Genomic DNA, 14619 nt, shown 5'->3' with positions numbered 1-14619 from the left:
TTCCGGACGGCTCTCACGCGGCGGCTGAAGGGTTTCTATCTTGGCTTCGATCTCAGCGGGCATGGTTTTCCAGGATCGCTACGAGATTCTCTCGAAGCTGGGCGAAGGGGGATTTGGCGAGGTCTACCGGGCGCGTCAGCAGGTGACGCAGCACGAGGTGGCCATCAAGGTCCTGCGGACCTTCCACTCCTCGGAGGAGCACCAGGTCGCGCGCTTCCAGCGCGAGATGCAGGTGTGTGCCCAGCTCCATCACCCCAACATCGTGCGGCTGATCGACTCGGGGAAGGCCGAGCCGGATCTGCTCTACACCGTCTTCGAATACGTGCCGGGCCGCACCCTGGCCGAGGTGCTGGCCGCCGAAGGAGCCCTGTCCCCCGCGGAGTCCGTGCACCTGATGCTCCAGGTGCTCGACGCGCTGAGCTGCGCGCACAACCAGGGCGTCATCCACCGGGACCTCAAGCCCCAGAACATCATGCTCTCCCACACGGGGGCGCGCCGCAACGCGATGGTGCTCGACTTCGGGCTGGGCACCCTGGCCACGGGCGTGAAGGAGGACCTGGCGCGCATCACCCGGACCCACGAGATGCTGGGGACGCCCACCTACGCGGCGCCCGAGCAGCTTCGGGGCGAGCCCGTCACCGCGGGCTCGGACCTCTACTCCTGGGGGCTCATCTTCCTGGAGTGCCTCACCGGGCAGCGCATGGTGGACGGCGCCACCGTGCAGCAGGTGATTTTCAAGCAGCTCGGCCCGGACCCGATCGCCATTCCGGAATGGCTCGAAAACCACCGGCTGGGACAGCTCCTGCGCAAGGTGACGAGCAAGGACGTGAAGGCGCGCGAGCTCTCCGCCCAGCGCGTGGTGCGGGAGCTGGAGCTGTGCGTCCTGGAAGGCTGGCCGATGGAGGGGGGCAAGGGCATGGAGCCCGGCTCCGCGCCGCTGCAGGCCCCGGGCCTCCTCGAGGGCCAGGCACGCGGGGAGCGCCGCCAGCTCACCGCCGTCTGCTGCCACGTGGGCCTCTTCTCCCCCGGCGAAGAGGACGACGAGGATCTGGACCTGTCGCTGCGCGCCTTGCACGCCTCGTGCTCGTACATCGCCCGCCGCCATGGCGCCCATGTGGGCAGCGTGCTCGGCGAGTGGATGCTGTTCTACTTCGGCTATCCCCGGGCGGAGGAGGACGATGCGCGCCGGGCGGCCCGGGCCGCGCTGGAGATGGCCGCGCAGATGGAGCGCAAGGGCGCGGAGCTGAAGGCCGAAGGGCCGCGCCGCCTGGAGTTCCGGGCGGGCATCCACACGGGCCTCGTCATCAGCCAGGACCCGTACTCGCACCAGCGCGTGGACCTGCCCTCCCTGGTGGGCACCACGCCCAACCGGGCGGTGCGGATGCAGGCGCGGGCCGAGCCGGGCACCATCCTGGTCAGCGACGCCACCTCCAAGCTGCTGCGCGGGCACTTCACGCTCGACGAGCAGGGCCGCCGGGAGGAGGGGGCCTTCCGGTTGCTGCACGAGAACCGCATCTCCCCCACCAGCCTCGATGGGGTCATCACCCTGCCGCTGTATGGCCGCGCCGAGGAGCTGGATCTGCTGCGGCAGCGCTGGGCGCAGACGGTGCAGGGGACCGGCCAGAGCATCCTGCTGTCCGGCGAGCCGGGCATCGGCAAGTCCCGGCTGGTGCATGAGCTGGTCCGCAAGGTGCGCGGCACGCCGCACGCCTTCCTGGAGTGCCGCTGCGCGCCGGAGGGCCGCAACAACGCCCTGTCCCCGGTGGTGGATCTGCTGGAGGTGCTGCTGGGCGTCGGCCGCCACTCGGAGCCCGGGCAGGCCCTGGCGGCGATCGAGGCGCTGCTAACCCAGCATGGCTTCGTGCTCGCCGAGGCGATGCCGCTGTTCGCGGGCCTGCTGGCGGTGCGGGGCAGCTCGGGCCAGTACCCGGTCCCGGAGGTGTCTCCCCAGCGCGCCAAGGAGCTGACGCTGGAGCTGCTGGTGTCGCTCTTCTTCGAGATGGCCCATCAGCAGCCCCTGTTGCTGCTCGTCGAGGATCTGCACTGGGCGGATCCAACGACGCTGGAGCTGCTCGCGCAGCTCGTGGCGGACTGCTCCACCACGCGGCTGTGCCTGGTGCTCACCGCGCGCTCGGAGTTCGTCCCCCAGGGGGCCATGGCGCGGGTGCTCCAGGTGCAGCTGAGCCGGCTGGACCGGCAGCGCGCGGAGGAGATGGTGAAGGGGCTCACCCAGCAGGTCTCGCTGCCGCGCGAGCTCTTGGAGCAGCTGGTGAGCCGCACGGACGGGGTGCCGCTCTTCCTGGAAGAGCTGACGCGCATGGTGATGGACGCGCTGCCCGCGCGCGCCGGCGACCGGACCTGGACGCCCACGCGGCTGGCCATTCCCAGCACCCTGCGCGACTCCCTGATGGCGCGGCTGGACCGGCTGGGGGCCGCGCGGGAGACGGCGCAGCTGGCCGCCGCGCTGGGCCGGGAGTTCAGCTACGAGGTGCTCAAGGCCGTCTCCTCCCGTCCGGACGCGGAGCTGCAGCGGGACTTGCGGGCGCTGGCGGACGCGGACCTCGTTCACCGCCGGCGGGGCGTGCGCAGCCCCACCTATCTCTTCAAGCACGCGCTCATCCGGGACACGGCCTATGAGTCCATGCTCCGGCCCCTGCGCCGGGAGGTGCATGCGCGCATCGCGGCCACGCTGGAGCAGCACTTTCCGGAGATGGTGGCCACGCGCGCGGACCTGCTTGCCCTGCACCATGCCGCGGCGGACCAGAAGCGCCAGGCGTTGGACTATGCCCAGAAGGCGGCGCTCGGGGCGCTGATGCGCTCGGCCAACGCCGAGGCCGTGGCCCATGTCACCGAGGCGCTGGAGTGGTTGGAGGTGGTGGAGGACACACGGGAACGCGCGCAGCTCGAGCTGGGGCTCAACGGCATCCTCATTCCGGCCCGCATGAGCACCCATGGCTGGGCGGACGAGCACATCAAGCTGCGCACCGACCGGTCCCAGCAGCTCATCGATGAGCTGGGAGACAGCCCCCAGGTGGCCCCCAGCCTGTGGGCGCTGGGGCTCTACCACCACAACCGGGGCCACCGCCCGGCGGCCCGGGCCGTGATGGAGCGGTTGCTGGCCATGGGCGAGCACTCCGGAAACGACTCGCTGGTGGTCATGGCGCTGTGCGGGCTGGGCCATTGCCTCACGGTCGATGGGCAGATGCCCGAGGCCCGGGCGTGCTTCGAGCGGGGGCTCTCGCTCTATGACGCCTCACGCCACGCGACGCTGGGCGTCTACCTCGGGTTGGATCCGCGCGCCTATGCCCAGATGGCGATGGGCTTCCTGGGGTGGATGATGGGCTACGCGGACCTGGCGGCCACCTATGCCCACTCCGCCCTGGCCTGGGCCGAGGAGACGAAGCACCCCGGCAGCCTCGCGCTGGCGTATTTCTTCCACCTCACCTTCCTGCAAGCCCAGGGGGACCGGGCCCAGGTCATCACCCTGGCGGACAAGGCACTGGACATCACCCAGCGCTATGGCCTGCCCGCCAATGCGGTGTATTGCCGCATGGTGCGCAACTGGGCCGTGAGGGACCGCCAGGGTTTGAAACATGAAATCAACGAGCTCCAGGAGAAACTGGGAGTGGGGCTCGCGATGACCTATTACAACTATCTGCTGGCGGAGCTGGAGTTTGACGCTCAGCAGTATGAGGCGGCGCTGACCCTAATCGACACCTTCCTGAGCGGCGAGAAAAGCCCGGGAGAGCGCTATTACGTGGCAGACTTGCTCTGTCTTAAAGGCCGCTGTCTCCGGGCCCAGGGAGACATTGCGGCGGCAGAGCGGTGTTTCCGGGAGGCCATGGCGGTGGCCCAGCAGCAAGCCGCGAAAATGCTGGAATTGAAGGCAGCCCATGCGCTGTGTGAGCTGTTGCAGGAGCGCGGGCAGGCCCCTCAGGCCCAAGCCCTGCTCGCGCCGCTGCTGGGATGGTTCACCGAGGGTTTCCAGTCCCCTGATGTCATGCGCGCCCGGGTCCTTTTGGACCAACTTGCCACGTAATCTTTTTCAAAAGCAGGCAAGCGAGCAGGAAAGCGTTTTGTTAAACTGAGAATGCGGATGTGAGGCATTCACGGCTCACCCGCATCGCCACTGCATTCCCAGGGAGACACTCCATGAATAATGCCAACGCTTCTGACATTCAGCAGTTTGGATCGGTGTGGCCGCAGTGCGTGGCGCGTGCTTGGCAAGATGCACAATTCCGCGCGGCCTTGAAGCAGGACCCGGCGGCCACCCTGCTCGAGTCGTATCAGTTCACCCTGCCGGCCGGCGTGGAACTCCAGGTCATCGAGAGCGATGACGCCCCGCGCGAGATGAAGGCGCAGACCCTGCGCATGGTCATCCCCCCCGCGCCGTCGCTGGACATGCGCGAAGTGGCGCTGGTGGGCGCCGAGGCGCACGCGGGCTCCGAGGAGCCCCGGACGCTGCCCATGGCGTGTTTCTGCTGACGCACCCCGCCGTTCACGTCATGCCGTAGAAGCGGGCGGCGTTGTCCCACAGAAGCTTGTGTATGGCTTCCTCGGACAACACCGCCCGTAGCTTCATGAGGTGGTCCACGATGTCCTCGCCGTGGTCGGCGTGAGGGTAATCGCTGCCAAACATGAGGTTGTCCGTGCCCAGGAACCGGACCACCTCCGCGATGCCAGGCTCCTCCGGTTCGATGGACGCGAAACACTGGCGCCGGAAGTACTCCGAGGGCTTCATCCGGACATTCTCCGCCACCTCGCCGGCCATGTATTGCCATGTGGCATCCATGCGCCAGAGCCAGTAAGGCAGCCACCCGCAGCCCGCCTCCAGGATGCCCACGCGCAAGCGCGGGTGCCGCTCCAGCACGCCGCCCTCGATGAGGCTCAGCAGGGCGAGCATCTGCTCCAGCGGGTGCGAGGAGGCATTGAGCGCGAAGCGGGTGTGGAAGCGGTCCGCGCCGGCCGTGGGCAGCCGGGCATGGCTTCCCTCGTGGAGGGTGACCGCCATGGACAGGCGCTCGCAGGCGGACCAGAACGGCTCGTAGTCCGGATGGGACAGCGTCCGGTTTCCCACCGGATTGGGAGGAAGCACCACGGCCTTCCAGCCGAAGCCCGCCACGCGCTCCAGCTCGGCCACCATTCCCGAGGGCTCATGCAGGCTGAGCACGCCCACGCCGCGCAGGCGCGCGGGGTCCGGCTGGCAGAAGTCGCGCAGCCAGCTGTTGTAGGCGTGGGCGAACGCCGCGGCCCGCGCGGGCGCCATCCCATCGATGCGCAGCAGGAACGAGGCGGAGGTGGGGTAGAGGAAGGCCAGGTCCACGCCCGAGCCGTCCATGGAGCGTAGGTGGTTGGCGGCGGTGGCCCCCATGGCGGCGCCTCCGGGGCGCTGGGAGAGGCTCCAGGCCACCTCCACCATGGCCCGCTCCGAGAGCTTGTTCCACACGGGCTGGCCGTCGAGCATCAGCGTCTGCATGGGCGGCAGCAGCCCCTTGGGGCCCAGCCGTGCCACGCGCTGCTCCAGGGACTCTTGGGGGGCGAGTACCTGGTAGTACGGCGCGCCCTCCCGGTACTCGGGGGGCAGGTAGTCCCGCCACAGCCCGGGGGGCTCCAGGACATGTCGGTCCGCATCCATCAGCCGGAGTCCTTCGCGCATGGGGTGCTCCTTTAGACGAAGAGGGGAACCGGGTTGAGCTGGGTTTCGTCCAGCGGGTGCTCCCGCCAGCCCAGGCGCACCGGCACGTCATAGAGGCGGCCCGCGGCGAAGCGCGGCCAGAAGTGGCGCAGACCGGGCACCACCACCTTCACCACGTTCAGGCCCACATCGGGCCGCGTCAGATCCAGGACCAGGGTCTCCAGGCCCGCGCGGGCCGCGCGCGCGACGCACGTGCGCACGTCCTCGCGGATGTCCTCCTGGGACGGGACGGGGTAGTCGCCGGGGGTCCGCAAGGGCTGGGTCTCATCCGGGAAGAGGAAGGAGGGGTCCTCCAGCCCGGCCACGTTCCAGGGCGGGGGGAGCTTCTCCTGGGGATCGAAGATCTGGTTGAACTCCGTGAGCGCGCGCTGGAGCGCGATGCGCGCGTCGAGGTGGGCCCCGAACCCCACGCAGTGCCGGTCCCCCCGCGCGTTGTGCCCCAGCGCGACGAAGGTGGGGATGCCCAAGTCGTGCGTGAGGTCCAACGCCCAGAGCCGCCAGCCGTGGGCGCGGTGGTGCTCCCGGAGCGCGTCGAAGTAGGGCTCCTGGAAGCTGGAGAGATCCACGCCGGGGCGGCGCAGGCGGTTGTACCACCAGATGGCCGTGGCATCGCGCTCGGCCAGCTCCAGGAAGCCCTGGAGGATGGCCTCTTCCACGCAATTGCCCGCCGCGTGGCCGTTGGAGTCCGCGGGGCTGAAGCGGGCCTCCGGCGGGGCCGGGTAGCGGGTGTAGCAATAGGAGGTGGGAAGGTAGCGGCGGCGCTCGTGCGTGAGCGACCAGACGGGCGTCCAGTCCACCTCCAGCGCCTCGTTGAACGGCACCGGCACCTCGCCCCGGGGAAAGGCGTACTTCGCGTTGAGCGCGGCGCGGTCGCGGTACTGGGCGTCGCTGAACAGCAAGAGCTCCTTGGGGTGAAAGGCCTCGGCGCTCATGGCGGCCCAGGGCGCGCGGTGGCGGGGCTCGTCTCCCTGGAAGAGCGCGCTCCAGCGCTCGATGCCCTCGCCGAGGGCGCTGGCGCGGGACTGGAGCGGGGTGCGGCCCTTGCCGAGGCTCAGCGCGTGGAACTCGCTGAAGTCGGGCGACTCGCTCCTCACGGGCGTGAAGTACGAGGCCGCGAAGGTGGGCCGCAGCGGGTGGTTGCGTGATTCGAGAGGGCCCAGGTTGCTGAGCACCCCGGTGAGGGGGCTGATCTGGTGCCGGAGGCGCGCGAAGGTCTCCTCGGGCGAGACGCTGCGGAACCCGTTGTCCTCGGTGAACCCCCGGGGCCGGGCCTCCAGCACCACGGGCTGGGCGCCCCGGGTCTTCAGCAGCTCGGGGTCGCCACACGCCGGACACTGGGGCCTGCGCACCACCGTGTGCTCGGTGAACTGGAACTGGGGATACTCCAGCGCCAGCAGCGACTGGCCCAGGGGGCCCTTCTTGCCGGTGACGATCCACCGGGCCAGGGCCGTCGCCGCCAGGTGGAGGCCCGCCTGAAGGCTCGTGGGCAGCTCCGCGCGCGGTGGCAGCCGGGGGCCCGTGTGGCCCGTGCGCCCATTCAGATAGGCCTCCACGGGACGGTTCCACCGCAGCCGGTGGGCGAGGCAGGCCCAGCACGGCCCTTCCCCGGGCCGGACCACGGGGCCCACCCAGGGCGAGGCGCCCGTGGGCTTCACCAGGAGCCAGGACGTGCGCTGCGTCAGCGCCTGCTGATTGAACGCCTCCAGCCCGGGCGAGAGGTAGTCACGGACCAGGACGGCCTGGAGTGCGCCCTCGTCCTGAACGGTCAGGCCCATGCCCCTCAGGGCCTCGATAAAGGGGGCTGTCTCCAGGCCATCCAGGGCGCGCACGGACACGGGCGAGGCGCCAAGCCGTGCGGCCGCATCGGCGGGGGCCACGCCCAGGGACTGCCAGAAGGCCGCCATCTCCGGGGCCAGCCCGGGCGCCGCGTCCACGGCATGGCCCCGCTTCTCCAGCAGGGAGAGGGTGTAGAGGACCTCGGGCGCTGAGGCTTGCCCGTCGAGCGCGGAGACGATGTCGCCCACGGCGCGGCGTCCATCGAGCAGCGAGGCCACGAGCACCTGGACCTTGCCGGTCAGCATGAATTGCTCGCGCTCGCCGATCAGGAAGAACCGGTCCGTGTCGAGCCATTCCGCGCGCAGGTGCGGTTTGAATTGAAGAACGCGGCGGAGAAAGTCGCTCATGGTGGCCCCATGAGCTTAAACCCTTTCCCGCCGCCGGTGAATCAGCCAAACAATTCCCGGAAGAAGTCTTGCATGGCTTGCCAGGATCTCCGGTCTGCATCGGGGTGGTAAGCAAGACCCAGGCTGGGATCATTAAGACCCGGCACCGTGAAGGCATGCTTCGTATTTCCATATGCATGGAGCTGCCAGTCCACCTGGGAGCGTGTCAGCTCCTGGGCCAGCGCCATCACGTGTTCGGGTTTGGCGAACCCGTCATCCCAGCCGTGACATACGAGCACTTTGGCGGGGATGCGCTCCGCGTTCGGATAGGGCGGCGGGTCGAAAACACCGTGAAAGCTGACAACGCCTGAAACATCCGCGCCCATGCGCGCGAGATCCAGCACACATTTGCCACCCAGACAGAAACCGATGGCGCCCGTCCGGGCCGGGTCAACCGTGTCGAACGTGCGCAGCAAGGCCAACGCCGAGGCCATGCGCGCCTGGAGCACCTTCCGGTCGCTGTCGAGCTCCAGCATGAGCGCCCGGGCCCGCTCGGTGGTGTCGCCGCGCCGGCCCTGGCCGTAGATGTCGATCGCGAACCCGACGTAGCCCAGCTCCGCCAGTGCCACCGCCTTCTGCGCCTCGTACTCGGATTGGCCGTGCCACGAGGGCGCCACCAGGATGCCAGGCCGCCGCTGGGGGCTGGCCGTATCCCACGCCACGACGCCCTCGAAGGGCCCCCCGGGGCCGTCATAGACGAGCTTGCGAGATTCAATGGTCATGGAAACGGTTTTAACCGAATAATGGTGAAAAACCAGGTAATGGGAGCGAATCCAATGCGAAGGAAGACACGCCGTTCATGGGCCCTGGCGGGCCTGGCCACCACGCTGGCGGCCTGTGGTGGGGACGTCGAGGAGCCGCAGGAGCGGTGGGGCGAGGCGCCCCGGGCACTCTCCGTCCTGAGTGCCTCGGAGGATTCCTATGCGCACGAGGGCAATGCCTCTTCCAATTACGGCTCCAGCACGTCGATTTATGTGAAGAATGAATCGGGGGTGAGCCGGTATGCCTATTTGAAGTTCAATGTCAGCGGCCTGTCCGGGGTCACGAGCGCCAGGCTGCGGGTGTATGGCAGTGCGTCGTCGAACACGGCCCTGATGGCCTACCAGACGGGGGATGCCTGGTCGGAGTCCTCCCTCACCTGGAGCAACAAGCCCGCCGTGGGGAGCCTGGCCGGCAGCGTGCCCATCAACACCACGGCGAAGTACAACGACATCGATGTGACGGCCTATGTGAGCGCTCAGGCGGCCGGGGATGGCACGGTCTCGTTCGTGCTGCAGGAGAGCGTCGGCAAGTACACCACGCTGAATAGCAGCGAGAACGCCTCCAACCCGCCGCAGCTGGAAGTCACCGCGAGCGGCTCCGGGGGCGGGGACACCCAGGCCCCGTCGGTGCCCACGAACCTCACGGCCACCGCGGCGTCCAGCAGTCAGATCAACCTGAGCTGGAGCGCCTCGTCCGACAACGTCGGGGTCACGGGCTACGACGTCTACCGGAATGGCGCCTTCCTGAAGAGCGTCACCGGCACGTCGGCGAGCGATACGGGGCTGGCGGCCGCGACGGCCTATGCGTACTTCGTGAAGGCCAAGGACGCGGCGGGCAATGCCTCCACGGGCAGCAGCACGGTCAGCGCCACCACCTCCGGGGGTGGCTCGGGCTCCTGTTCGGGCGCGCTGGCGACCACCGCCGCCATCCAGAACGCCCTGAAGAGCGCCGCCCCGGGCGCCACCCTGCTCCTCGCGCCCGGCACCTATACGGGGAGCCGCTCCACCAGCGGGGACCCCGGTGGCCAGGGACTGTTCTACGCGGGCGCGAGTGGCACCGCGTCCAGTCCCATCGTCCTGAAGAGCTGTGACCCCAGCAACCCGGCCACCCTGCGCGGAACGGCGGTCAACGACGGCTCGTATGGCCTCCACCTCACCGGGGATTACTGGCAGGTGCGCGACCTCATCGTCACCACCGCGCAGAAGGGCATCATCATCGACCATGGCAACCGCAACGTGCTGAGCAACGTCACGGTGCACAACGTGGGCGATGAAGGGGTGCACTTCCGCGACGGCAGCTCCTACAACACGCTGGAGCACTCGAAGATCTACAACACGGGCAAGTATCAGCCGGGGTACGGGGAAGGCGCTTACGTCGGCTCCGATGCCAGCTCGCCCTATGAGCATGTCGTGATTGGCAACGTGATTCGCTACACGAACTTCGACGGGGGCATCACCGCCGAGCACCTCGACATCAAGGAAGGCGCGGACGGGACCCTCGTGGAGTACTGCACCTTCAACGGCACGGGCATCTCGGGACAGAACAGCGCCGACAGCTTCGTGGACGTCAAGGGCGTCAACACCACCGTCCGTTACAACCAGGGGTTCCGGAACGGCAACACCCTTGTCCTCGATGCCTTCCAGGTGCGCACCCACGGCACCGGGTACGCGACGGGCGTCAACAACACCTTCTACGGCAACACCGTGAACCTGGATGCCTCCACGGGGTATGTGGTGTTCGCCACCAGCGCGACCCAGGGGACCACGGCTTACGACGATGTCCGTGTGGGCGGCGGCAAGCTCTACAGCAGCAACGTCAACGACTGAGGCCCCGGGCGCGCAGCACCTCTTCCACCCGGGCCACGTCCTCGGGCACGTCCACCGCCACCGTCCTGCCCTTCACCTGGCCGCAGCGGATGCGCAGGCCGTGCTCCAGCGCCCGGAGCTGCTCCAGCTTCTCGGCCTCTTCCAGCGGCGTGGGCGGCAGCGTGGCCAGCTCCAGCAGCGTCTCGTGCCGGTAGCCGTACAGGCCGATGTGGGCCCAGCGCTGCACGCTGCCCTCGTGGCCCGCCTCCCGGATGAAGGGCAGGGCGGCCCGGCTGAAGTAGAGCGCATCCCCGTTGCGCGCCAGCACCGCCTTCACCACGTGGGGGCTGGGCACCTCCGCCGCCTCCAGCGGGCGCACCAGCGTCCCCATCCGTACCGATGGGTCCTCGAACAGCCCCGCCAGCACCTTCAGCGCTTCCGGGTCCAGCAGCGGCTCGTCCCCCTGGACGTTCACCCACACCTCCACACCTGAGCGGCCCCGTGCCACCTCGGCCACCCGGTCCGTGCCGGTGGGGCAGGTGGGACTGGTCATCACCGCCGTGCCCCCGAAGCGGGCCACTTCCTCCTGGATGCGGACGTCCTCGGTGGCCACCAGCACCTCGGAGAAGACCTGGGCTTCCTGGCAGCGACGCCACACGTGCTCCACCATGGTCTTGCCTGCGATCCGGGCAAGCGGTTTTCCGGGAAAGCGGGTGCTGGCGTAGCGGGCGGGGATGACGGCGGCGGTGCGGGGCAAGGGCATGGCGTGCCCGTCTATCAGATTCACAACGCCTCCTGGGTCCAGCGGGGCCGCTTCCCCTGGCCATGGGACGAAGCGTGCCTAGCTTGCCGAGCCATGAAGAAGGTTCTCCACATTGTCGGCGCGCGCCCCAACTTCATGAAGGTGGCGCCCATTCACAAGGCCATCGCCGCCCGCGGTCAGCTCTCGCAGGTGCTCGTCCACACCGGCCAGCACTACGACGTGAAGATGAGTGACGTGTTCTTCACGGACCTGGGCATGCCCGCTCCGGACATCCACCTGGGCATCGGCTCGGGCAGCCACGCGGAGCAGACCGCCCGCGTCATGCTGGAACTGGAGAAGGTCTTCCTGAGCGAGAAGCCGGACCTCGTCTCCGTGGTGGGCGACGTGAACAGCACGCTGGCTGCCGCGCTGGTGGCCTCGAAGATGGGCATCCTCATCTCCCACGTCGAAGCGGGCCTGCGCAGCTTCGACAACCGCATGCCGGAGGAGATCAACCGCATCGTCACCGACCGGATCGCCGACCTGCTGCTCACGCCCTCGCCCGACGCGGACGTCAACCTCCAGAAGGAGGGCGCCGCCGCCTCGCGCATCCACTTCGTGGGCAACGTGATGATCGACTCGCTGCTGGCCTCCAAGGCCCGCGCCGACACGCTCCCCACGCTCAAGGACCTGGGGCTCACCCCGCAGGGCTACGCGGTGTGCACGCTGCACCGCGCCTCCAACGTGGATGACGCGAAGATACTGGGCGGGCTGATTTCCGCGCTGGCCCACGTCTCCACGCGCCTGCCCATCATCTTCCCGGTGCACCCGCGCACGCGGAAGATGCTCGCGGACAAGGGGCTGGGCGGCCTGCTGGAGAAGGCCCCGGGGCTGCGCCTCGTGGAGCCCATGGGCTACCTGGAGTTCCTGGCGCTCACGTCCCAGGCGAAGCTCATCCTCACCGACTCGGGCGGCCTCCAGGAGGAGTCCACCGCGCTGGGCGTGCCATGCCTCACCCTGCGCGAGAACACCGAGCGTCCCATCACCGTGGAGCAGGGCACCAACCTCGTGGTGGGCGTGGATCCGGAGCGCATCCGCGAGGCCGCCACGGCCATCCTCAACGGCCAGGGCAAGAAGGGCCGGGTGCCGGAGCTGTGGGACGGGCGCTCCGCCGAGCGCATCGCGGACCTGTACGCCCGGGTGCTCGGCGTGGACACGGGCGCCCTGCGCGCCTCCGCCTGAGGCGGAGGGGCTCCGGGAGGCCTCACGGGGGCGAGATGGGCAGGTGGATGGTGAACGTGGTGCCCCGGTTCACCTCGCTCTTCACGTCGATGCGCCCCTCGTGGCGGCTGATGATGTCGTAGCTGATGGACAGCCCCAGGCCGGTGCCCTGGCCGCGGGGCTTGGTGGTGAAGAAGGGCGTGAAGATGCGCGCGAGCGTGTCGGCCGACATGCCCCGGCCCGTGTCGGAGATCTGCACCACCACCTCGTCCCCCTCCTGCCAGGTCCGCACACGGATTTCTCCCCGCGACTCGATGGCGTGGGCGGCGTTGACCAGCAGGTTGGTGAAGACCTGGTTGAGCTGGGTGGGGTAGCAGGTGACCGGGGGCAGGGGCGCGAAGTCACGCTTCACCTCGCACTTGTACTTGAGCTCGCTCCACACCATGCGCAGGCTGGACTCGAGTTCCTCGTTGAGGTCCGCCCGCTGGGGCTTCGCGTCGTCCGCGCGGGAGAAGGTACGCAGGGACTGGATGATCTCCTTGATGCGCTGGGCCCCCACCAGGGACTCCTCGATCATCTCGGGCATGTCCTGGAGGAGGTACTCCAGGTCCTCGTGGCTCCACAGCTCGCGCAGGCGCGCGAACTGGCTGGAGAGCAGGGCCGCATCCGGCGCGTGCTCCCGGGAGAGCTCTTCCTGGAGCCGCAGCACCGGCATGAGGGTCGAGACGTACTGGCTCAGGGTGGAGAGGTTGCTGATGACGTAGCTGACGGGGTTGGTGACCTCGTGCGCCACGCCCGCGGCGAGCTGCCCCAGGGAGGCCAGCTTCTCGGCGCGGATGAGCTGGGTCTGGCGGTGCTCGGCGAGCTTGCGCTCGGTGACGTTGCGCACGATGGCCACGGCCTCGTCCGGGCCGCTGCGGACCAGGCGCGTCTCGTAGCTCTGCCGGCCCCGGGGCATGTCCATCTCGTACTCGTAGATGTCCAGCCCGCCCTCCCGGATGGCGTGCTCCAGGTGCGCCATCGTCAGGTCGATGATTTCCCGGGGCATCTGCAGGTCCCGGATGTTCCGGCCGAGGAAGTACTCCGCCGGGACGAGGGTCTCCTCCGGGGTGCTGCAGGAGAAGTCGAGGTAGGTGCCGTCGCTGCGCATGCGGAAGATGAGGTCCGGGAGCGCCCGGAGCAGCGCGCTCATGCGCTCCTCGCCCCGCTTGGTGGTGGTGATGTCCACGTCGATGCCCATCACCCGCGTGGGCCGGCCACGCTCGTCCGGGGAGCCCGCCCGGGCCCGGTTGAGGATGTGCGCCCAGGAGCCGTCCTTGCGCCGTGCGCGGTACTCGAACTCGATGAGCGGGGTGGCGGGGTTCACGGAGATGTCCGCGAAGAGCCGCTGGAGCCGGGACCGGTCGTCGGGATGGCACATCGACCACCAGGCGTTGGCCGTCGGCTCCACCTCGCTCTCGGCATAGCCGAGAATCTCCAGCAGGCGGCGGCTCATGTGCAGCTCGCGCGAGGGGATGTGCAGGCTCCAGACGCTCTGCTCCACGCCCAGCAGCATCCGCCGCAGCTCCGGATCCTCGGGCAGGGCCTGGTTCTTCCGGCGCGTGTCCTGCTCGCCCATCAGGAAGCTCTCGAGGGCGGCCCGCACGGGTTGCAGGAAGCAGGCAAGCCCGGCGTCGTAGCCCCCGGGGCGGTTGGCGATGCCCACCATGCCCACGGTGTCCGGCCCCACGCGCAGGGGCAGCGCCAGGAACGCCTGGACGGGGGGAACCGCGTCGAGGACCGCGCCCGGGGTGCTCTGGCCCACGGTGGGCTCCCCCGTCACGAGCGCCGAGTCCAGCAGCTCCCTCACGGGAAGGGCTTCCTTCCAGGCGGGAGGATGGCTGACGAGGACCTGCACCCGCTGCGGCGCGGGCGCCGTGGGAAACACCTCGCCAATGAAGCCGTACTCACTGCCCGTCTGCGCCAGCAGGACGCCCAGCAGCCCTTCGAGAAGCCGCTGTGAGTCGCGGCTCCGGGTGAAGTCCAGGTGGACGTCGAGGAGTGCTTGGATCAAGGACGGATGGGCCGGGGACTTCTCGTTCTCCTGAACACTCACCTCCCTATCAAGCCACTCCTGGCCCGGCAGGGCCAGTTGCCCGAGAGGGCATCCATGAGTGAGATTCAGGGTGGGGC

The 14619-nt window shown here is 69.0% G+C and carries 9 protein-coding genes; 4 read left to right on the top strand and 5 right to left on the bottom strand.

Annotated features, from left to right (window positions below; genetic code table 11):
• Window positions 1-40 precede the first annotated feature (40 nt).
• Together KY661_RS29240 and KY661_RS29235 are read left to right on the top strand one after the other, a co-directional pair.
• Window positions 41-4039 (top strand): TOMM system kinase/cyclase fusion protein, encoded by a 3999-nt coding sequence (locus KY661_RS29240; RefSeq protein WP_225413346.1) that lies wholly within the window; start codon window positions 41-43, stop codon window positions 4037-4039.
• A 113-nt stretch (window positions 4040-4152) separates the two neighbouring features.
• Window positions 4153-4485: a hypothetical protein gene (locus KY661_RS29235; protein ID WP_225413345.1), complete on the top strand. Its 333-nt coding sequence runs from the start codon at window positions 4153-4155 to the stop codon at window positions 4483-4485.
• 13 nt (window positions 4486-4498) lie between these two features.
• Here KY661_RS29235 and KY661_RS29230 read toward each other — a convergent pair whose 3' ends face one another.
• Genes KY661_RS29230 through KY661_RS29220 form a run of 3 tightly spaced genes read right to left on the bottom strand, consistent with a single transcriptional unit; the run spans window position 4499 to window position 8639 of the window.
• Window positions 4499-5656: an amidohydrolase family protein gene (locus KY661_RS29230; RefSeq protein WP_225413344.1), complete on the bottom strand. Its 1158-nt coding sequence runs from the start codon at window positions 5654-5656 to the stop codon at window positions 4499-4501.
• An 11-nt stretch (window positions 5657-5667) separates the two neighbouring features.
• Window positions 5668-7878, bottom strand: coding sequence for a TOMM precursor leader peptide-binding protein (locus tag KY661_RS29225; protein ID WP_225413343.1), 2211 nt, complete (start codon window positions 7876-7878; stop codon window positions 5668-5670).
• Between the two features lie 41 nt (window positions 7879-7919).
• A complete protein-coding gene (locus tag KY661_RS29220; RefSeq protein ID WP_225413342.1) occupies window positions 7920-8639 on the bottom strand; it encodes a dienelactone hydrolase family protein in 720 nt (239 codons plus the stop codon).
• Between the two features lie 54 nt (window positions 8640-8693).
• Between KY661_RS29220 and KY661_RS29215 the strand changes: the two genes are divergently transcribed.
• Window positions 8694-10505, top strand: a complete 1812-nt coding sequence (locus KY661_RS29215; RefSeq protein WP_225413341.1) for a CBM96 family carbohydrate-binding protein — start codon at window positions 8694-8696, stop codon at window positions 10503-10505.
• Here the strand turns inward: KY661_RS29215 and kdsB are convergent.
• Complete coding sequence (gene kdsB, locus KY661_RS29210) at window positions 10495-11247, bottom strand: 3-deoxy-manno-octulosonate cytidylyltransferase (protein ID WP_225413375.1); 753 nt, start codon at window positions 11245-11247, stop codon at window positions 10495-10497. The genes KY661_RS29215 and kdsB overlap by 11 nt on opposite strands.
• A gap of 93 nt (window positions 11248-11340) precedes the next feature.
• On the opposite strand from kdsB, the gene wecB reads away from it, so the two are divergent.
• Window positions 11341-12468: a non-hydrolyzing UDP-N-acetylglucosamine 2-epimerase gene (gene wecB, locus KY661_RS29205; protein ID WP_075007753.1), complete on the top strand. Its 1128-nt coding sequence runs from the start codon at window positions 11341-11343 to the stop codon at window positions 12466-12468.
• Window positions 12469-12490: 22 nt separating this feature from the next.
• On the opposite strand, the gene KY661_RS29200 is transcribed toward wecB, so the two are convergent.
• Window positions 12491-14542 carry a PAS domain-containing sensor histidine kinase gene (locus KY661_RS29200; RefSeq protein WP_225413340.1) on the bottom strand — a complete coding sequence of 684 codons (2052 nt, stop codon included), beginning with the start codon at window positions 14540-14542 and terminating at the stop codon, window positions 12491-12493.
• Between the last annotated feature and the right edge of the window lie 77 nt (window positions 14543-14619).

Origin of the sequence: Allostigmatella hybrida, from assembly GCF_020103775.1 — a bacterium.
Lineage (GTDB): Bacteria > Myxococcota > Myxococcia > Myxococcales > Myxococcaceae > Hyalangium > Hyalangium aurantiaca.
This window is presented reverse-complemented; position numbering and strand designations above follow the sequence as displayed.